The organism is Aliishimia ponticola, assembly GCF_004803475.1.
GTDB lineage: Bacteria > Pseudomonadota > Alphaproteobacteria > Rhodobacterales > Rhodobacteraceae > Aliishimia > Aliishimia ponticola.
This window is the reverse complement of sequence record NZ_SRKY01000002.1, coordinates 280,979-300,288: the sequence shown is the minus strand read 5'-3', so window position 1 is coordinate 300,288 and position 19,310 is coordinate 280,979. Positions and strand designations below refer to the sequence as shown.

Below are 19,310 nucleotides of genomic sequence, written 5' to 3'. Positions count from 1 at the left end.
GCCGCCCGGAACCACCGGCACAGCAGAGCCGCCCCGGTCCAGCGCGGACCGGGTGACTGTTCCTCCAACGATCTTGTCAGATCACAGGGCGTTCACCGGCACTTTCAGCATCGGGTTGCCATCCTTGTCGGTCGGCACCTCGCCCGCGCGCATGTTGACCTGAAGCGACGGGATGATCAGCCGCGGCATGGCAAGCTGCGCGTCCCGCTCTGTCCGGAACTTGACGAATTCCTCCTTCGTCTTGCCGCCCCCGACATGGATGTTGTGCGCCTTCTCGTCCCCGACGGTGGTTTCCCACTGAATGTCGCGGCCGTTCGGGCCATAGTCGTGACACATGAACAGGCGCATCGCATCCGGCAGGGCCAGCACCTTCTGGATACTGTCATAAAGCGTCGCCGCATCCCCACCCGGGAAGTCCGCGCGGGCAGATCCGCCATCGGGCATGAACAAGGTATCGCCCACGAAGGCCGCATCCCCGATCACATGCACCATGCAGGCGGGCGTGTGACCCGGCGTATACATCGCGAAGGCCTGCATCGTGCCGATCATGTAGGTATCGCCATCTTCGAACAACGCGTCGAACTGGCTGCCATCGCGCTGGAATTCGGTGCCTTCGTTGAACACCTTCCCGAACGTGTCCTGCACGACCATGATCTTCGATCCGATGCCGATCTTGCCACCCAGCTTCTGCTGAATATACGGCGCCGCGCTCAGGTGGTCGGCATGGACATGGGTTTCGATGATCCATTGCAGCTTCAGGCCGCGCTCTTTGATGTTACGGATCAACCCATCCGCGTGGTCATAGGTGATACGGCCGGCAGCGTAATCGATATCCATCACGCTATCGACAATGGCACAGGCATCGGATGCCGGATCCTTGACGATATAGGAAATCGTGTTTGTCGCCTCGTCGAAGAAGGCGTCGACCTCGGGTTTGACATCCATTTTGACGGGATAGGTCATTGCATCGGGTCCTTTCGTGTCTCAGGCGCTGGCAGCTTTGGCCGCGCCGCGGTTTTGAAGAAACTTGGCAAGGAAAATCCCGGCCACAAGGGCAATCGTGAAGACGATGACCTCCATCCGGCCGGTGCCCAGCGCCGGAAGCGCGCCGCCCGGGCAGAAGCCCGCGATGCCCCAGCCGACGCCAAAGACCGCAGAGCCGCCGATCAGGCGCAGGTCCAGATCGCGCCGCGTGGGCAGATGGAACGTGGTGTCCATCAGCGGGGCCGAACGGCCCAGTACCAGCCGGTAGCCGATAAAGGTCACCACGACCGCGCCGCCCATCACGAAGATCAGCGAAGGATCCCAGGTGCCGAACACATCAAAGAAGTTCAGGACCTTGGCCGGGTTGGCCATGCCGGAAATGGAGATGCCGACGCCAAAGATCAGTCCGATCAGATAAGTTGCAAACAGCCGCATCTTTTATGCTCCCAGCAGGTGACGAACGACGAAGACGGTGATGAAGGTCGCGATCATGAAGCTGATCGTCGCCACGAAGGACCGGGGAGACAACCGCGCCATGCCGCAGACCCCGTGGCCGGAGGTACAGCCGCCACCATAGGTGACGCCCACGCCCACGATCAGCCCGCCGATCATCAGCATCGGGTAAGACACAGGCACCTGCACTGTCGGCATCTCGCCGGTCAGCAGCAACAGCGCCAGCGGGCCAGAGACCATTCCGGCCAAGAGCGCCGCACGCCAAGAGAAATCCTGACCGCTGGACGGAGAGAAGAACCCCGCAAGCACACCGGTCGCGCCGAACACGCGGCCCAGCATCAGCATCAGAAGAACGGAGGCGATACCGATCAGAACACCGCCAGACAACGAAGCGAAGGGCGTAAATGTCGTTTCCATGGTTCAGCTGGCCTTGCAGGTCTTGATGCCGAAGATCGCATAGATCGGGCACATACGCGTGGCTGCGACGACCAGCATCACGATGCCGACCAGCCCGGCAACCCAGGCCCAAAAACCGCTTGCGACACCGGTGAAGGCCAACAGCAGCAAGACGACTCCAAGCACCGCGCGAAATACGCGGTCGACGGTTCCAACATTCACACTCATGGGTTCAGCCCTCCATATCAAAGTTGATAGAGTTCTAACCCATTGCAGTCCTGGCGTCCGTGACAAAGTCACCTTGCCGCCGGGCGCGCAGATATATGAATGTTTTCAGAGGGCTTGCATCGACCGGCCGAACCGGGCCGCAGCCACCAGGCAGCGAGACGGCGCGTCAGACAGAATCGACCACATGCGCCAGCGCATCGCGGTCTTCGATGTCGATCTTGCCGCGAGATTGCACGATCCAGCCCCGGCGCTGAAATTCGTGCAACTGGCGCGAAATGACTTCACGCGCGGTTCCAAGCTCGGTCGCCAATTGCTGATGAGTCACCGAAAGGCTATCCGCCGTGCCCGCCAGTTCCAGCAGGCGGTTCGCAAGGCGTCCATCGATCCGGCCGAAAGCCACATCGTCGATGACCCGCAACAAATCGTGGATGCGGCGCCGATAGGCCGACATGACGAAATCGCGAAAATCAGGCGAGAGCGAGACCATCTCGTCGAATACCGATTTGGGCAGCGCGACGGCACGCACATCGGTTTCGGCCACCCCCTCTGCCGCTTGGGCGTCTTCCGCCAGAACGCAGGCGGTGGTCATCACACAGCTTTGCCCGGCCACGGCGCGGTACAAGACGATCTCCCGCCCGGATTCCGATGTTTGAGACACACGAACCGTGCCTTCAAGCAGGAACAGAAGGCTGTCCGTAGCCTGACCGGGACCGAAAATCTGCTTGCCCGCCGCGACCTTGATGATCCGGCTGCGGGCAACGAGTTCATCGCGCAAAGCGCGCGGCAAAGACCGTGGGCCGGCAAAGCGCTCGGTCCAATCCTCGACTTCGATATGTCTGTCTTGCCGTGTCACAACACGCCCCCTGTTCGCTTGGGTGTGGTCCCACCCTACGCGCCTTCGCAGCCAGTGGGAATATCCGCCAACGCCATGTTGATGCGTGTTTCGTCGCACTTGGCAAAACCCGCCTGACAGACCAGCTAGGTCCGGCTTTTTCGGCGTCAATGTGACTTGGTCACTGACGCAAGGCCGCCCCGATGGCATGCGCATCATAGCATATTTATCAGAAAGGTCTGACATGTCCCTGCTCATTGGCGATACCGTTCCCGACTTCAAAGCCGAAACCACGAATGGCCCGATCCATTTTCACGACTGGATCGGCGACGACTGGGCGTTCTTTTTCAGCCACCCGGCTGATTTCACCCCGGTCTGCACCACGGAAATGGGCCGCACGGCGCAACTGGCAGAGCAATTCGCCAGCCGCAACGTCAAGCCAATCGGCCTGTCCACCGACTCTGTGGCCGAACACAAGCTTTGGATCGAAGACGTCAACGACACGCAAAACACCACGCTGCGCTTCCCGATCGTTGCCGACCCCGATCTGGTGATTTCCAAGCTCTACGAGATGATCCACCCCTCCGAAAGCCAGACGGCGGCAGTACGGTCTGTGTTCATCATCGACCCGCACAAGAAGCTGCGCCTGACCATGACCTACCCGATGAGCGTGGGCCGGAATTTCGACGAAATCCTGCGTGTGATCGACGCATTGCAGACGGCTGACGCCAAAAGCGTCGCCCTGCCGGCCGATTGGCGCCCCGGAATGCGCGCGATCATCCCCCCGTCGATTGGCGATGAAGAGGCCCGTGCGAAATTCCCGCAAGGGTATGAAACGATCCGCCCCTATCTGCGGACGGTCGATCTTGAGGATGCGAAGCGCGACGCATCCTGAAGGCAGGGGGCGGGGCCGCATGACGACCCCGTCCCAAGCTATCGCGGCTTAGGCGCTACGCAGACACCGTTCTTCGATTTCCTTGGCGTATTCCGCCACGCGCAGCTTGAACCGCTTTGTCAGATTGGTTTTGGCCAGTTTCAACGACTGCACCAACAGACGCGCCGACAGGCTGCTGGGTGCAAGACCAAGTTCCACCGACATACGGGTGCGCGTGCGCGACAGCGACATCAGATCGACTTCAAAAGATGTCTCAAGCCCCTGCGAAGTGCCCTTCAGCGCAAGCCGGTTGGGTACGTCATAAACGTCCAGAAGCAAGTGAAGCTCACGCCGCCGTCCGCGCATTGTGAAACGCGTGTCCCACATCATGCCCGCAGCAGGCGCGGACAGATTGTCGACCCGCTGCACCTGCGCGCCACGCCGCATCGCTGATCTTTCGAAGCTTTCGAAATCCGAAACGATCTGGAACACGTCCTCGATTGGCGCGTCGATGTCTTCTATTGCGGAAAAATTCATGCCGATCGCAACTACCCGTTTTGCGTGAGTTTCCCCTCAATCCAGCCGATCTGCAAGCCAGTTCTCCAGCAGAAAATGCGCAATTGCGCCTTTCCGGGCAGGCATCAACACCGGGTGTTCCCCGGCGAAGGCCTGGGCCATGTCCTCTCGCGTGACCCAGATCGCATCTTCGATCTCCAACGGATCGATCGTGATCTCATCGCTTGTCGCCTCGCCCCAGCAGCCGAACATCAACGAGGCCGGGAAGGGCCATGGCTGGCTTGCCAGGTAGCCGACACTGCCCACATGCACACCGGCCTCTTCGAACACCTCGCGCCGCACCGCCGCTTCGAGCGTTTCACCCGGTTCGACGAAGCCCGCCAAAAGCGAATACATCCCCTGCGGCCAGCCCGGAGAGCGCCCCATCAGAACCGAGTTGCCCCGTGTGATCAGCATGATGACGACCGGATCGGTGCGCGGGAAGTGATGCGCGCCGCAAGAGGGGCAGGTCCGCTGCCACCCCGCATGTGTTACCGCGCTGCGCGCCCCGCATTTCGCACAGAACTGGTGGGACAGGTGCCATTCAAACACCGCCTTCGCCGTCGCGGCCAATTCGGCATCGCGCGGCGTCAGCCACGTCATGACGCGGCGCAGTTCGGCAAAGACCTCGTCCTCGGGCATCGCCGGGTGATGCTGCTCTGACGGGTCAAAGAACTGGCCCACTTGCCCTTGGTCCTGCCCGGCCGGCTCCCACGCATCGATGGCCACGGCAAAGCATGGCGCCCCATCCTCACGGCCCAACAGAATCGCACCGTCCAGAGCGCCTTCGAGGATCGGGTGGTCCAGCGGCAACCGCACCAGCCCCGCCGGGCGCGTCTTCGACAGCAACAATTTGCCGCGCCACATGACGATCGCCCGCGCATCCGGATTAAGCCGTGCGCCCTGCAAAGCCAGCGCATCGCCGCGCAGTTCCGCGGCGCGATCCAAGCCGGACCCCCCGAAAGTTACCGTTTCCGCCAATTTCATGCCTGTCCGCTCCCTCGCCTTCATGTCTTGCTCCGCAACAAGCACGACCTACATGACGAATCAACTATCGGTTTGTTTCTTTCTGAAAGTCGATAAATCGAGTTGCGATAGATCAAGGACGGGAGTTTTTTGTTGTTGGAATGTATTTCGCAGAAAAATGACCAATGACACCGTCGAAATAGAGCGCGTTCGTATCTTGGCGACGAGCGACGTGCACATGCATCTGCTGTGCCATGACTACGCGACCGGTGAAACCGTCGACAGTGGTCTGGAACGGCTTGAGCCGCTGATCGCGCAGCTGCGCAAGGAAAGCGCCGAAGAAACCCCGCCCCGGCATGTGATTCTTGTCGATAACGGCGACATGCTGCAAGGCACGGCACTGGGCGATTACATCGCAAATCATCACGACCGGCAGCGCACGCACCCGGTGGCCGACCTGATGAACGGGCTGGCCTATGACGTGATGGGTCTTGGCAACCATGATCTGGATTACGGCCTGCCGTATCTGCAATGGTTCGCGCGCAGTCTGAAGGCGCCAATCGTATCCTCCAACCTCGCGACCTCGCCGCAGTCTGACTGGATCAAGCCGCACGCGATCTTCACCGTGGGCGCGCTGAAGATCGGTTTCCTGTCGGTCCTGCCGCCCCGCGCCGTCAAAGGGCTTTTTGCCCGGCTCGGATCGGCGGTGACGATGCGCGAGATGCGCAGCGCCATGCGGGTCGGAGCGCAAGGGTTGCGCGAACAGGGGGCCGATCTGGTCGTCGGCCTTGCGCATACCGGTTTCGGCGACGCCGATCGCGACAACATCCTCGAAGAGATCGCGCAGGACGGCATGATCGACCTGTTGGTCGGCGGTCATTCTCACCACAGCTTCCCGCAGGACGTGACAGCGGATTCCGATGGCGTCGTCCCTGCAAAAGGGCACCTGTCGAACATTCCCTGCGTTATGCCGAAACATGAGGCAGGCGGCCTTGGACGTGTTGACCTTGACCTGAAACGCAATGGCCGGGGCACTTGGCACGTGGATCGCAGCGATGTGCTGCTGATTGAGCCGGCCCCCAGCGAACAACCGGCGCCGCTAACGCGCAGCGCCCTTGCCTGCGCACATGATGCGACCTGCGCTCATCTCGATCAGCCGATCGGGACGACCGACCGCCCGCTGCACAGCTTCTTCGCACGGATTCAGCCCACTGCGATTCAAGCGTTGATCGCCGCCGCGCAGGCCCGCGCAATCGCCGACATCACACGCGGGACACGGTTCAGCGCCCTTCCCGTCCTGTCAGCCGTCGCATCGCCGCGCGCAGGCGGGCGCGGTGGCCCCCGGAACTATATCGACATTCCCAAAGGGCCGATCCGCACCCGTCACATCACCGAACTAAACGCCTATCCGAACTACCTTTGGGCGGTCGACATGACCGGTGCAGGCCTGCGCCGCTGGCTGACGCATGGCGCGCGGAGCCTGATGCAACTTGGCCCTCCCGGCACCGGTCTGGTGAACCCCGCCATCCCCAGTTTCGACTTCGATACGATCTACGGCATCACCTATACAGTCGACCTTTGCGCCCCTCCGGGCAGCGACAACCGCATTACCGATCTGTGCTGCGATGGACGCCCCGTTGCCGACACCGACCGCTTCATTGTCGCCGTCAACAGCTTCCGCGCCTGTGGCGGCGGCGGGTTTCCGGGCATGGGATCTGATCGCGCCATCTTCCGGCCGGAACTCACCTCAAATGACGTGCTGCAATCCTATGTCCAAAGCGGTGCCCCCCCATGGAACGAGACCCCATGGCGGTTCAAAGACTGCGGCGGCATCCAAAGCTGGTTCTTAACCGGTCCGGGCGCGCTCTCTCATCTGCGGGATATCGACCACCTGTCCCCCGGAACGCCCGAGCCCACACCGAACGGATTTCTTCGCATCCCGGTCACCCTATAACCTTGCATTCCGCCAACGCGCCAATTATCTACCCCCATTGAGAGGTTGGCGCGGGCAGGCACCTCGCCAACCCGGTCAGATCCGGAAGGAAGCAGCCGTAACGAGCCCCGCTTGGGTCGTTGTCCAGCCTCTCACCTTACCCCCTACGAGCTGTTTGAAGATTTGCGTGGGTCGATCATGCGGATCAGAACGCGGTCCCGACGGACGACGTGATGGAACAGCGCCGCACCGGCATGGGCAAGGATCAGCAGGCCCACCACCCAAGGGGCGATAGTTTTGTGGATATAGTCCATGACACCTTCCCACGACTCCCAACTGATACCCAAGCCCCCGTCGATCACCGTCTGGAACAGCCAGGTATTCTGGAATGACGGAATTTCGATGGCGAAGAACAATTGCGACGGCCCGCCTTGTCCAAAGTACCCGGTCAGGGGCGTTACAAACATCGCAATGTAGAGAAGGATGTGAACGGCATGGGCACCCAAATGCTCCAGCCGGGTTCCGGGCGCATCCTCTGGAACGGGCTGCATCCAGCGGGAGATGACGCGCAAGAAGACAAAAACAACAACGCTGACCCCGATGGCGGTATGTGTCGACAACAGCCCGAAATACTCTTCGGTACGCGGCTCTACGTACCACTGCGTCCAGTAGATCAGGGCGTAATTGACGATGAACGCCGCAGCAACGATCCAGTGCAGCGTTATGGCGATCAGGCCGTAGCCGTCGCGCGTATTGGTGATTGAGATGCTACTCACTGCAGAAGTCCTTCTTTGCGTCCTGTCTGGCACCACATCCGGCATTCCGTGAACGTGTGGACTGCGGAAAACATCGATTGGACCGGAAATCACTGCATGGTGAAGCTTTGCAGGGCGGCATCGACCGCGCCGCATGCATCCAGCCCCAAGGCCCGCGAATAAAACGGGCCTGCCTGCGTGCTTTCGGCAGCGGCTGTCAGGCACATGGTATCATCGTCAGCGGGATGGATTTGACCGCTCTGGCTGTCAAATGTGAACTTCTGATCCTCTGCGTCCGAGCAGGTAACCAGCCCAAAGACTGTCGCGGCCGCGTCCGGGTCAGCCGTCAGGCAGAAACCGGCGTATTCCTGATGCTCAATGCGGCCTGTATCCGCGTTCAAGGAAAACAGGACATCGCGGCCCGTCGCGTCGTCGGTGTCTGGCTTGCAGGAATGCAGTTGAATACGCTCCGTCTGACCCCGGTCTTGGGTGTCAATGCAATATCCCAGCATATCCGGCTCATCCAGATTGTCGGAGAGATAGATGATCGGCCCACTGTTTTGCAGTTGCGGCGCGTCGGCAGCGACGAGCGTTGGCAAGAGCAGGAGCGGCATGAAAATCGCGGATCGTATCATTTTGAAACCCTTACAGAGATTTAGTCAATCGTGCGCCGCAGCAGCACGAGGTTGTCGAGAACCAGATTGGAGGACCAGATGAATTCTGCGTCCGCCCCCGGTCGGTCGAACAGGTCGGGGAAGTTGGTGAAGGACGGCTTGTTGTCGACGCCAACGGTATCGTTGTCATAGGTCGTCGCCTGCGGCCACGCACTGTCGTCGAAATCAGGTGCAAACCAATCTGCCGGAACCTCCCAATGCGCCGCCATATAAGCAGTGCCGTCGTTGCTGCGCGGAACCTCACATGCGCTGCTGTCACGCAGCGGGCCGCCCGTGTCGAGGCAGGCGGCATCAATCAGTGGCCCGATGTAGAACGTCTGGGCACGCCAAGTTTCATCGGTCAATCCAACCACTTCTCCGGCGCGGTCGGTGACAAGCATCGTCAAGCCGCCATCCCCCGGACTATAGGAGAAACCCCTGCCCCGTTCTGATCCCAGGCCCAGGTTTTCCTCCCAATCGACCATCTTCACAGCAAGCGTGACGGGGCGTTCGGCAGTAAAGCGCACGACGCTTGAGTTGAACGGCGTGAAGGGCACGGCATCAACCGCCAGCAATTTCCCGTTGGCATAAAGCTCAAAATAATTGTCGCCGAAAAGATAAGCGACGAATTTCTCGCTGCCGCCTGCGTCGATGACTGGCACCGAGTTGATGTCGAATTCAGCAGTGCCCGACGGCCTTACGCCGTTACATTCATTGTATAAATCGCTGGCTTTGGGGGCATCGGCAAACCGTGTGTCCGCCGGAACTGTCCACATGGATCCATCCTGCGCCGTGATTTGCCCCACCGCCGTTGGCCGCCCGCCCGCACACTCATACAAGGATGGGATGGTCGTTGCCGCCGGGCCTGTGGTGATCGATGGTCCTTGGGCATAGGCCGCGCCGACCGGCAGCGCCGCAAACGCAGCTATCACACGCGAATCAAACATCGTCACGCGCCCCCGGACCGTGAGCTTTTATCAGAAGCGTCGCATCGCAGGTGGTTTTCCAACCGCTCAACGAGCATCCCGTCGCCGCGGTGTGACAAGGCAGGATGGCGTTCGCCGCCGGATCATTGGCATGGTAGCGATAGCCGACAGCCGGAGTCACATGCCCACCACAATCGTCGAAGGGGGCTAGGGTATGCGCCGCAAGGATTGCATCACGCGGCGCCGGGCCGTCGATACGCGCACCGCTGAAGGCGATACCTGTGCCGTATGTGTCGGTCACGGGAGTAGTTTCATCCCCGAACACCGGTGCCCCGGGAAGCACATAGTTCTGTTCGGTTGATTGCGTCAAAAAGCTGATTTCGCACTGGACACAGAAATTATTCTCGTCCGGATCGACATTGGGCCGCGCAGCAGCCCGGCATCCCTCAAGCGTACCCGTCACTCGGATTTCGCCCGTCTCAGGATTGAACAATTGCCTGACCGGATCGTCATAAAATTGATCGAGCTTCGAAATGAAGGGACCGTCAACCTCATACACCTCGCCGTTGTCCAGCCAAATCCCTCCCGCATCTTTACCGGTTTGCAAAATATTGGTCGGGCACCACGGGCCGATTGTGTGACCTTCGGGCTCGCCCGAAACCGCGATGACAAAGCATGATGTTTCAGTGCCATCGCTTGGGGTGCAATCGACGATTGAAGGCTCTCCCACGACCGCGTCTTTCGCGACATAGGACGCGAACAGGGCAAGACGATCATGCGCCTCGTCTGCATGGGCAAAAAGCGGCTGGGTAAACCCAACTGCCAAGATGGCACCAAGATACGGCACGTGTTTGTGGCTCATCAACAGCCCCTCAATCTAGTCCCCAACTGAAACAAGCTTAGCTTACTAACCGCAGCCAGCGCAAAAGGTTCCCTGACTTGCCGCCGTGAACCGGGTGGCTCCATTTCTACGGGCGGGCGCCAGATTTCCGTCGGGATATTTTGCAGCCACCGAACGGCGGGACGGTTGGGGTAAAATCTCAGCCCCGGCCACGCCCAATGTCAGGGCAAGGCGCGCGAGCCTCTTCCACCCCTTTGTTGACCAGCAATTTCACCGGCGATATGTAGCGTCCCATGGAAAACACGACACTCATCGCAATGACCTGGTGGCTGGCCTCCTGACAAGGTGGCCGGGTGACCAAACCTATTCCGAGGCCGCCGCACGGGCGGTCTTTTGTTTTCCAAGCTTCCCGATGCGCGGCCCCTCACTTCATGGGAACACGCAAAATGACCAAACCAACCATTCTGACAGGCGACCGCACGACAGGGCCGCTTCACATCGGGCACTATGCCGGCTCACTGGCGAACCGCCTGCGCTATCAGAACAGCCATGATCAATTCCTGCTGCTGGCGGATACCCAGGCCCTGACCGACAATGCCCATGACCCAGCCAAAGTGCGGCGCAACGTGATCGAAGTCGCACTTGATTATTTGGCGGTGGGCATTGATCCCGCGCGCACGACGATCTGCCTGCAATCACATCTTCCGGCGCTGGCCGAACTGTCGATGCTCTACCTGAACTTCGTGACGGTTGCGCGGCTCGAACGGAACCCGACGATCAAGGACGAAATCCGCGCACGCGGGTTCGGGCGCGATATTCCCGCCGGTTTTCTATGCTATCCGGCGGCACAAGCGGCGGACATCACGGCCTTCAAGGCGACGGTCGTACCAGTCGGCGAGGATCAGGCCCCGCTCATCGAACAAACGAACGAGATCGTGCGCCGGATCAACGCAACAGCCGGCAGCCTCGTGCTGCCCGAAGCGCGGGCGATCATCCCCAAGGCGGGCCGATTGCCCGGCAGCGATGGCAAGGCCAAAATGTCCAAATCCGGTGGCAACGCCATTGCGCTGTCCGCCCCGCCCGACGACATCCGCGCCGCTGTCAAGGCGATGTTCACCGATCCGGGCCACCTGCGCGTCGAAGACCCAGGACGGGTTGAGGGCAATGTGGTCTTCACCTATCTCGACGCCTTCGACCCCGACCAGAACGCGCTTGCCGAACTCAAGGCGCACTACCGGCGCGGCGGGCTTGGCGACGGTAAAATCAAGGCACGTCTGGAAGCGATCCTTCAGGACCTTATTGCCCCTATTCGCGCGCGCAGGGCACAGCTATCCCAAGACCGCGGATACGTCCTTGAAGTCATAAAAGAGGGCACAGAACGCGCGCGGGCGCGCACCGAGACGACAAAGCGCGAAGTGGTGAGTGCCTTGGGCCTGTTCCAGCTGTAAGCAAGCAAAGCAGGGCGCGCCGGACGCAAGCCCGTTGCGCCCGCCGCCCCATGCGTCACCCTGCAAAATGCCGCGCGATGCCAGAATACCCGGTCGGCAGTTTGCGCCACAACATTAGGGAACCTGATCCACGACAGATCTGGGCCATTTGTACGGACTTCAGTACGGCATCGGCTGCAAATGATCCAACCGCTCACCTTGCGCCCCCGCAAACCAAGAACCCGATGCGTAGATCAGCGCGACGCCCATCTCCCCTTCATTGTTCGCGAAATACTCCGGGGGAGCGCGAGGGGGCAGCGCCCCCTCGCCTTGGTCGGTGCGCCGCCCGGCGCACCGACCCCATCATGCACCCGGTGCGTCCCTGTCATCGTCGATGATATCGGGCCAATAAGCCGCGGCGGCAGGCCGGAACACGCTCAGATGCCCAAGCTCCTTGACACCTTCCCGCGCCGGGTCCAGCGCCACTTTTTGAACTTCCCGCGCGCCCGGAAAGGCCCGCTCAAGCCGGAATGCCGTTGCGGGCGGGCAAATCGGATCATCCGTCATCGCGATTATCCGCACAGGCGCCTCGCTCTGGGACCAGTCCGATCGGGGCAAGCTGTCATCCGCCAGAAAGCCCGCTTCGCCAGAGGTGCACCACTTGCGCCATTGCCAGAACACCGTGGACGGCACCGTGCTGCCCAAGCGGATCGTCTCACCCGGTAAATACCCCACCGCCCGGATGCCCAACGGCCCCAACACAAACCAAAACAGCCAAACCGCCGCCCGGTATGGCATGGGATGTTCCTTGTGCGATACCAGCCCGCTTGCCACGGTAATGGCCCGGCTGATCCCCTCCAAAGAAGGCTGCTTGGACATCAGCATTCCGCCAATCGAATGCCCGATCATCCAAATCGGCACACCGGGAAAACGGGCGCGCACGGTATCCCGCACCAGCTGTGCATCGTCGATTCCCCAGTTGCGCATGGTTACGCGCGACCGGCGCATCGCCTTCGGGCTGGTGTCCTCCATATCGCGGTAGGTGTAGGTGACGCAGGCAAGCCCGCGCGCCTCCGCCAGCCAGGCCGCGAAGTGGCGGTAAAAGCGCTCTGGCACGCCGGTCGCGCCGTTCAGGATCACGATCGCCTTCGGGGGCTGTTCCGGCGTGAACACTGTCCCGTTCAGACGCACCCCGTCCGCGCTTTCAAATGTAAGTTTCTGAGGCTCCATGGCTTACAGCGGGGCGCAGCAACGCCCCAGCTGTCAAGATAGACGCGGCGGCACGGGTGGCGAAACGCGCCGTCATTTTGTCAAAGCTGGTTCGTCGCGAAGGTGTCGCACGCCGCAACCTGCCCGCTTTGATAGCCCTGCGCAAACCACCGCATCCGCTGCTCGGACGTGCCATGGGTAAAGGTATGCGGGCGCGGCACCTGCCCGGCCTGCCGCTGCAAGTGATCGTCACCGATCATGCGTGCCGCGTTCAGCGCCTCCTCCAGATCGCCCGGCTCCAGCAGCCCCTGCACCGATTGCGCCCAGACCCCGCTGAGGCAATCGGCCTGCAACTCCAGCCGCACTGTCAACTGGTTGGCTTGAACCTGGCTCGACTGACGGCGCGCCTGATCGACCTTGGTCAGAATCCCCAGCTGGTTTTGCACGTGATGTGCAACCTCATGCGCCACCACATAGGCCGCGGCGAAGTCGCCCCTTGCGCCCATCCGCTGGCTGAGCGTCGCAAAGAAGGACGTATCCAGATAGGCTTTCCGATCCGCCGGGCAATAGAACGGCCCTGTTGCGCCCGAAGCACCACCGCACGGGCTTTGCGTCACACTGCTGTAAAGCACGAGCACAGGCGGCACGTAATCCCGGCCAAGCTGCTGCTCAAAGACCTGATCCCAAACCTGTTCCGTCGTGGCCAACACGCGCGACGTAAACTCGGCCGCCTGTTCATCGGCCTGTGTCACCGGCTGCTGCTGCGTTGTCTGTCCGCCGCCCTGCAACAGGGGCGTGATATCGATACCTGTGAAATAGCCCACCGCCAGCAGCAGGATCAGACCCACGCCACCGATACGGCCCGCGCCGCCGCCCACGGACCGCCGCCCGCGACGATCCTCGACATTCCGGCTACCGCGGATACCTCTCAAACGCATTGGCTTTCCCCCATGGATGCACCCTCTTGACTGGTGCTGCTGCACCAAGCGTAACCGACACATAGCGCCAGGAAAACCCTGTGCCAGCCAGGACCGTCGTCGCAGTTAGGTGCTGATCAGGATGTCCTGCGCTGTCAGCCCCTGCCCACCGAAAACCCGCACGACCGGAATACCATCCACGGCCACCATAGCCCCGGTCCCGTCGGACAGATCAAATACGGTGATGCGATCGCGTTCCCCAATCTGTTGGCCGGTATCGGGATCAAGGACAGGGGCCGGGCGCAACCAGCCCACCCCTCCTTCCAGCTCGATCACATCCTCGCCGGGTGTGAAATCGTCGATCTCTACCGTGAGGTAGTCGCTGGAAAGGCCGCCAAACACATCGACGGTGACGCGGTCTTCGCCAGCGCCAAGACGCACGCTGTCGCCTTCGTCCACGATCAGAACATCGTCGCCACTGCCACCAACGACCCGGTCCGGCGTGACGCCGTCCTGATCCACGGAAATCAGGAAATCGTCGCCGGCCTGACCGTTCAGATGGTTGGTGCCGAAACCATCGGCGATATAGTCATCGCCCTGCCCGCCAAGCACCCGGTCATCGCCCCCTTCAAGCTGCGATTCCGCCCCCAAAGGCGCAACATTCACAGGAAACGGTTCGAAATCGTCGGGGCGCACGGCCGCCCGCGTATCAACGCCATAGGCATCCGACCCGTCGCCCAACAGGACGGCGTCGTCCCCTTCGCCGCCGAAGACAAGATCATCGCCCGCGCCAGCATCCAGCAGATCCCCTTGATCGCTTCCCACGATTTCGTCATCGCCCGCCCCCGCCGCGACGTTGATCGCGCCGCTCCGGAATTGCACATCATCCAGAATCGCGTCCGCTTCGCTGCGGCTGATTTCGCCTTCCGCGACCAGAATGTCGTAGGTTGCGTTCAATTCGGCCCGGTAATCTTCGGAGACAAGGCCATCATCCTCTGACGTCAGATCCTCTTGCTCAGGCAGATCATCGCCGGACGACCCGCCGCCCCCATCGGCCATGCCGATCGCCAAACCGACACCAAGGAGCACCAATAACTCAATCATCTCAAATCCCTCCCCAGGTTTGGGACAGGATAGAGGTCCCGCCGCGCCAATCAAGCGTGCTGATACGCGGCGCCTGTTCTGCATCTTCACCCCGCGACCGCCCTTTCTGCCTGTGGACCTTCGCCGCCCGCGCCATTACCTTGCACCAGCACGAGTTAGGGGGCGCGGATGAGCGACGACAGCACGACAGGCTACAAGGTTCTCGCCCGGAAATACCGGCCCGAGACCTTCGCCGATCTGGTGGGTCAGGACGCCATGGTGCGGACGCTCAAGAACGCTTTCGAGGCGGATCGCATCGCGCAGGCCTTCATCATGACAGGCATTCGCGGCACCGGCAAAACGACCACCGCACGGATCATCGCCAAGGGCATGAACTGCATTGGTCCCGATGGCACCGGCGGCCCCACAACCGATCCTTGCGGGCAATGCGAACATTGCGTGGCGATCATGGAAGGCCGCCATGTCGACGTGATGGAGATGGACGCCGCGTCGCGCACGGGTGTGGGCGACATCCGCGAGATCATCGATTCCGTGCATTACCGGGCGGCGTCCGCACGCTACAAGATCTACATCATCGATGAGGTGCACATGCTGTCCACCTCGGCCTTCAACGCGCTTCTCAAGACGTTGGAAGAACCGCCAGAGCATGTGAAATTCATCTTCGCGACCACCGAAATTCGCAAAGTGCCGGTGACAGTGCTGTCGCGCTGCCAACGCTTTGACCTGCGCCGGATCGAACCCGAAGTGATGATCGGCCTGCTGCGCAAGATCGCCACCGCCGAAGGGGCCGAGATCGCCGACGACGCGCTGGCACTGATCACCCGCGCCGCCGAAGGGTCGGCCCGCGATGCGACCTCGCTTCTGGATCAGGCCATATCGCATGGCGCTGGCGAAACGACCGCCGATCAGGTGCGCGCGATGCTGGGCCTTGCCGACCGGGGCCGGGTGCTGGACCTGATGGATATGATCCTGCGCGGCGATGCTGCCGGTGCCCTGACGGAGCTTTCCGCACAATATGCCGATGGGGCCGACCCGCTGGCGGTGCTGCGCGATCTGGCCGAGATCACCCATTGGGTGTCCGTGGTGATGATCACGCCCGAAGCCGCGGAAGACCCCACCGTGTCCCCCGATGAACGCAGCCGCGGACAGGCCATGGCCGACGCGCTGCCGATGCGGGTTCTGACCCGGATGTGGCAAATGCTGCTCAAGGCATTGGAAGAAGTCGCCGCCGCGCCCAACGCCATGATGGCCGCAGAGATGGCGATTATCCGGCTCACCCACGTGGCCGACCTGCCCTCCCCCGAAGATCTGGTGCGCAAGCTGCAAGGCCAGACGCCGCCGCCCCCACCGCCACCCGGTGGCGGCCAGTCCGGGTCGGCCGGGTCCACCGGGGCCAGCGCTGTGCAGGCCCGCGCGCAGGCCATGACCCATCACTCCGGCGGCGCAGGGCCCTCTGGCGGGCCGGTCGCGGCGCTGGCGCAAGACCCGGCGCAGGCTTTGGCGCGCTTTCCCACCTTCGCGCATGTTGTCGATCTGATCCGGACCAACCGGGATGTGAAACTGCTGGTCGAAGTCGAAACCGGGCTGCGCCTTGCGGCCTACCAGCCCGGACGCATCGAATTCACACCGGCGGAAAACGCCGCCTCTGACCTTGCGCAGCGGCTTGGACAGCGGCTGCAACTCTGGACCGGCAATCGCTGGGCGGTCACGCTTGTCAACGGGTGCGATGCTGCCACCATCGCGGAAGAACGCGACGCCGAAGAACTCGCCCGCCGCGCCGAAGCCGAGGCTCACCCGCTGGTGCAAGAGGTGCTTGCCGCCTTTCCCAAGGCCAAGATCGCTGCGATCCGCTCGCCCCAGGAACTGGCAGCCGAGGCCGAAATCGAGGGCCTGCATGAAGTGGAAGACGAATGGGATCCCTTCGAAGAGGATTGACCGCACTGCTTTTGCTGTCGCCCACGGCGACGCGCGCCGGGGCCTGTGATACGCTGCGCCCCGATTGGGATGGCACCCCCGTCGGCGCATGGGACGAGCTGATATATCTGCTGTCCGCACCGGTTTCGATTGCCCTTCTGGTCGGCACGGTCATCGCGCTGCGGGCCAAAAGCGCATGGGGCGGGCTCGCTGCGGTGGCGCTTTGGACGATCTGGACATCGCTGGTCGCGTTCGGCGGGCAGGACCTGCGGATACAGGCAATGCGCGAAGGCTGCGCAGGCGCGCCGACCTTGTTCATCGGGCTTGTCGCTGTCATATGCGTTGCAACGATCCTATATACCGCACCGCGCCCCAAGCGCACTGATTGACGGAGACTGAAACATGTTCAAAGGCCTCGGACAACTCGGCGATATGGCCGGGATGATGAAAAAAGCGCAGGAAATGCAGACCAAGATGGCGCAGTTGCAGGACGATCTGCACAACGTCATGGTGGTGGGTGAAAGCGGTGCGGGTCTGGTCAAGGCGACAGCCTCGGCCAAGGGCGATCTCAAGGCGCTCGATATCGATCCGTCGATCTTCAACGGCGACGACAAGGAAGTGGTCGAAGACCTGATCCTCGCCGCGATCAAGGACGCCCAAGCCAAGGCGGCCGAAAAGGCGCAGGAGGAAATGTCCTCCCTGACCGAAAGCCTCGGCCTACCCAAGGACATGAAGCTGCCGTTCTGACCGGCAGGCTATCGCAAAGGGATCATCGCGGGCCGCATGAGCAGCACCAAGGATATCGACGCCCTGATCGACATGATGGCGAAACTGCCCGGGCTGGGGCCACGCTCTGCCCGGCGTGCGGTGCTGCATTTGATCCGCAAGCGCGCTTTGCTGCTGACCCCGCTCGCGGACATGATGCAAACCGTCGCCGCCACTGCGCGCGAATGCCTGAACTGCGGCAATATCGGCACGGCGGATATTTGCGATATCTGCCAGTCGAACAAGCGCCAGAATGGTGAACTATGCGTGGTCGAAGACGTCGCCGATTTGTGGGCGATGGAACGGTCCGGCGTGTTCAAGGGGCGCTATCACGTGCTGGGCGGAACTTTGAATGCCCTCGATTCCGTTGGGCCGGAAGACCTTCGCATCCCGCGCATTCGCGACCGGGTAGAGGCCGAGGACGTCAAGGAAGTCATCCTTGCACTGAATGCGACCGTTGATGGCCAGACGACCGCCCATTACATCGCGGATATGCTGGAGGGGCAGGTTCAACTGTCGTCTCTGGCGCAGGGTGTGCCCATCGGTGGAGAGTTGGATTACCTCGACGACGGCACGATCACCGCCGCGATGCGCGCGCGCAAAAGCGTTTCCTGACGGCGCGCCCGGCAGGCCAAACGCCGCCCCCCGACCTTGCGAACGAAAAAAGCCCCGGCATTCCGCCGAGGCTTTGTCATGTCGCCAGCGCCGCAATACGGCCCCGGAACGGAACAGCGCCGCTTAGGGCTGTTCGTCCTCATTATCCCCGCCATCTTTGGGCAGGTTGAACAGGCTGTCTGCGTCAACGAGGTTATCTTCTTCCTCATCATCGTCGTCATCGCCCATCAGCGTGAAGCTTTCCAGCCCACCGATGGCAGACGGGATCTTCGGCTCTGGATCCATGTCGAGGCTCTGCTCGGTCGAGACCAGCTTGCGGCGCTCGTCATCGGTCATGACCTCGCCTTCCGCAGCCTTCTTCGCCGCCGCCTTCTGAACCGCCGCGTCCAGTTCGGACTGCTTGGTCAGGCCCAGCGCCACCGGATCGACCGGCTGGATGTTGGCGATGTTCCAGTGCGTCCGTTCGCGAATCGCCTGAATGGTCGGCTTGGTGGTGCCCACCAGCTTGGAAATCTGCGCGTCGGACAGTTCGGGGTGAAATTTCACCAGCCACAGGATCGACGCCGGACGATCCTGACGCTTCGACAGCGGCGTGTAACGCGGGCCACGGCGCTTTTCCTCACCCACGGCAGCCGCGTTGAACTTCAGCTTCAGCTTGTGCAGCGGGTTTTTCTCTGCCGCGTCGATTTCTTCCTGCGTCAGTTGGTTGTTTGCAATCGGATCGAAACCTTTGACCCCCGCAGCGACGTCACCATCCGCGATGCCCTGAACTTCCAGCTCGTGCAGACCGACGAAATCCGCGATCTGCTTGAAGCTGATCGTGGTGTTATCCACCAGCCAGACAGCGGTGGCTTTTGCCATAAGCGGTTTTGCCATTTCAATTGCTCCTTGCGCATACATCTTCCCCGCTGCCTGTCTCCAGACTGCCCCGGGTCTTGGCGGGACGAGTTTCCATTGTGGGGG

The 19,310-nt window shown here is 61.7% G+C and carries 22 protein-coding genes and 1 other RNA gene; 8 read left to right on the top strand and 15 right to left on the bottom strand.

Annotation, left to right across the window (positions count from 1 at the left end; all coding sequences use genetic code 11):
* Window positions 1-81 precede the first annotated feature (81 nt).
* The 5 genes from E4Z66_RS07840 to E4Z66_RS07820 form a co-directional block, all read right to left on the bottom strand.
* Window positions 82-963, bottom strand: a complete 882-nt coding sequence (locus tag E4Z66_RS07840; RefSeq protein WP_136462446.1) for an MBL fold metallo-hydrolase — start codon at window positions 961-963, stop codon at window positions 82-84.
* A 21-nt stretch (window positions 964-984) separates the two neighbouring features.
* Window positions 985-1,419: a DUF6691 family protein gene (locus E4Z66_RS07835; protein WP_136462445.1), complete on the bottom strand. Its 435-nt coding sequence runs from the start codon at window positions 1,417-1,419 to the stop codon at window positions 985-987.
* A 3-nt stretch (window positions 1,420-1,422) separates the two neighbouring features.
* Window positions 1,423-1,854: a YeeE/YedE family protein gene (locus tag E4Z66_RS07830; protein WP_136462444.1), complete on the bottom strand. Its 432-nt coding sequence runs from the start codon at window positions 1,852-1,854 to the stop codon at window positions 1,423-1,425.
* Between the two features lie 3 nt (window positions 1,855-1,857).
* Entirely contained in the window at window positions 1,858-2,061 is a 204-nt protein-coding gene (locus E4Z66_RS07825) for a YgaP family membrane protein (protein ID WP_136462443.1), read from the bottom strand.
* A 166-nt stretch (window positions 2,062-2,227) separates the two neighbouring features.
* The gene (locus E4Z66_RS07820) at window positions 2,228-2,914 is read right to left on the bottom strand and encodes a Crp/Fnr family transcriptional regulator (RefSeq protein ID WP_246035926.1); all 687 of its coding nucleotides are present in this window, start codon (window positions 2,912-2,914) and stop codon (window positions 2,228-2,230) included.
* A gap of 223 nt (window positions 2,915-3,137) precedes the next feature.
* Between E4Z66_RS07820 and E4Z66_RS07815 the strand changes: the two genes are divergently transcribed.
* Window positions 3,138-3,788, top strand: a complete 651-nt coding sequence (locus E4Z66_RS07815; protein WP_136462442.1) for a peroxiredoxin — start codon at window positions 3,138-3,140, stop codon at window positions 3,786-3,788.
* 48 nt (window positions 3,789-3,836) lie between these two features.
* On the opposite strand, the gene E4Z66_RS07810 is transcribed toward E4Z66_RS07815, so the two are convergent.
* Window positions 3,837-4,304: an SRPBCC family protein gene (locus E4Z66_RS07810; RefSeq protein WP_136462441.1), complete on the bottom strand. Its 468-nt coding sequence runs from the start codon at window positions 4,302-4,304 to the stop codon at window positions 3,837-3,839.
* 36 nt (window positions 4,305-4,340) lie between these two features.
* The gene (nudC, locus tag E4Z66_RS07805) at window positions 4,341-5,309 is read right to left on the bottom strand and encodes an NAD(+) diphosphatase (protein WP_136462440.1); all 969 of its coding nucleotides are present in this window, start codon (window positions 5,307-5,309) and stop codon (window positions 4,341-4,343) included.
* Window positions 5,310-5,466: 157 nt separating this feature from the next.
* Here nudC and E4Z66_RS07800 point away from each other — a divergent pair, with 157 nt between their 5' ends.
* Window positions 5,467-7,242 carry a bifunctional metallophosphatase/5'-nucleotidase gene (locus E4Z66_RS07800; RefSeq protein ID WP_168797750.1) on the top strand — a complete coding sequence of 592 codons (1,776 nt, stop codon included), beginning with the start codon at window positions 5,467-5,469 and terminating at the stop codon, window positions 7,240-7,242.
* A gap of 38 nt (window positions 7,243-7,280) precedes the next feature.
* Window positions 7,281-7,379, top strand: an RNA gene (gene ffs, locus E4Z66_RS07795) — signal recognition particle sRNA small type.
* Between the two features lie 6 nt (window positions 7,380-7,385).
* Here ffs and E4Z66_RS07790 read toward each other — a convergent pair.
* The 4 genes from E4Z66_RS07790 to E4Z66_RS07775 form a co-directional block, all read right to left on the bottom strand.
* A complete protein-coding gene (locus E4Z66_RS07790; RefSeq protein WP_168797749.1) occupies window positions 7,386-7,997 on the bottom strand; it encodes a cytochrome b in 612 nt (203 codons plus the stop codon).
* An 89-nt stretch (window positions 7,998-8,086) separates the two neighbouring features.
* Complete coding sequence (locus E4Z66_RS07785; RefSeq protein WP_168797748.1) at window positions 8,087-8,590, bottom strand: RICIN domain-containing protein; 504 nt, start codon at window positions 8,588-8,590, stop codon at window positions 8,087-8,089.
* Between the two features lie 41 nt (window positions 8,591-8,631).
* Window positions 8,632-9,576 carry a hypothetical protein gene (locus E4Z66_RS07780; protein WP_136462436.1) on the bottom strand — a complete coding sequence of 315 codons (945 nt, stop codon included), beginning with the start codon at window positions 9,574-9,576 and terminating at the stop codon, window positions 8,632-8,634.
* Window positions 9,569-10,417: a hypothetical protein gene (locus tag E4Z66_RS07775; protein WP_136462435.1), complete on the bottom strand. Its 849-nt coding sequence runs from the start codon at window positions 10,415-10,417 to the stop codon at window positions 9,569-9,571. Before E4Z66_RS07775 ends, E4Z66_RS07780 begins: the two co-directional genes overlap by 8 nt.
* Before the next feature lie 425 nt (window positions 10,418-10,842).
* Between E4Z66_RS07775 and trpS the strand changes: the two genes are divergently transcribed.
* Window positions 10,843-11,844, top strand: coding sequence for a tryptophan--tRNA ligase (gene trpS, locus E4Z66_RS07770; protein ID WP_136462434.1), 1,002 nt, complete (start codon window positions 10,843-10,845; stop codon window positions 11,842-11,844).
* 342 nt (window positions 11,845-12,186) lie between these two features.
* Here the strand turns inward: trpS and E4Z66_RS07765 are convergent, their stop codons facing one another.
* From E4Z66_RS07765 to E4Z66_RS07755, 3 genes are all read right to left on the bottom strand, one after another.
* Complete coding sequence (locus E4Z66_RS07765; RefSeq protein WP_136462433.1) at window positions 12,187-13,053, bottom strand: alpha/beta hydrolase family protein; 867 nt, start codon at window positions 13,051-13,053, stop codon at window positions 12,187-12,189.
* An 80-nt stretch (window positions 13,054-13,133) separates the two neighbouring features.
* Complete coding sequence (ypfJ, locus tag E4Z66_RS07760) at window positions 13,134-13,970, bottom strand: KPN_02809 family neutral zinc metallopeptidase (protein WP_136462432.1); 837 nt, start codon at window positions 13,968-13,970, stop codon at window positions 13,134-13,136.
* A 105-nt stretch (window positions 13,971-14,075) separates the two neighbouring features.
* A complete protein-coding gene (locus E4Z66_RS07755; protein WP_136462431.1) occupies window positions 14,076-15,053 on the bottom strand; it encodes a calcium-binding protein in 978 nt (325 codons plus the stop codon).
* 168 nt (window positions 15,054-15,221) lie between these two features.
* Here E4Z66_RS07755 and E4Z66_RS07750 point away from each other — a divergent pair, with 168 nt between their 5' ends.
* Genes E4Z66_RS07750 through recR form a run of 4 tightly spaced genes read left to right on the top strand, consistent with a single transcriptional unit; the run spans window position 15,222 to window position 18,347 of the window.
* Window positions 15,222-16,988, top strand: coding sequence for a DNA polymerase III subunit gamma/tau (locus tag E4Z66_RS07750; RefSeq protein ID WP_136462430.1), 1,767 nt, complete (start codon window positions 15,222-15,224; stop codon window positions 16,986-16,988).
* Window positions 16,985-17,356, top strand: coding sequence for a hypothetical protein (locus tag E4Z66_RS07745; RefSeq protein ID WP_136462429.1), 372 nt, complete (start codon window positions 16,985-16,987; stop codon window positions 17,354-17,356). Before E4Z66_RS07750 ends, E4Z66_RS07745 begins: the two co-directional genes overlap by 4 nt.
* A gap of 13 nt (window positions 17,357-17,369) precedes the next feature.
* On the top strand, window positions 17,370-17,714 hold the full coding sequence (locus E4Z66_RS07740) for a YbaB/EbfC family nucleoid-associated protein (RefSeq protein ID WP_136462428.1): 345 nt from the start codon (window positions 17,370-17,372) through the stop codon (window positions 17,712-17,714).
* A gap of 36 nt (window positions 17,715-17,750) precedes the next feature.
* Window positions 17,751-18,347: a recombination mediator RecR gene (recR, locus tag E4Z66_RS07735; RefSeq protein WP_136462427.1), complete on the top strand. Its 597-nt coding sequence runs from the start codon at window positions 17,751-17,753 to the stop codon at window positions 18,345-18,347.
* Between the two features lie 123 nt (window positions 18,348-18,470).
* Here recR and E4Z66_RS07730 read toward each other — a convergent pair whose 3' ends face one another.
* Window positions 18,471-19,223 carry a DUF1013 domain-containing protein gene (locus E4Z66_RS07730; protein ID WP_136462426.1) on the bottom strand — a complete coding sequence of 251 codons (753 nt, stop codon included), beginning with the start codon at window positions 19,221-19,223 and terminating at the stop codon, window positions 18,471-18,473.
* Between the last annotated feature and the right edge of the window lie 87 nt (window positions 19,224-19,310).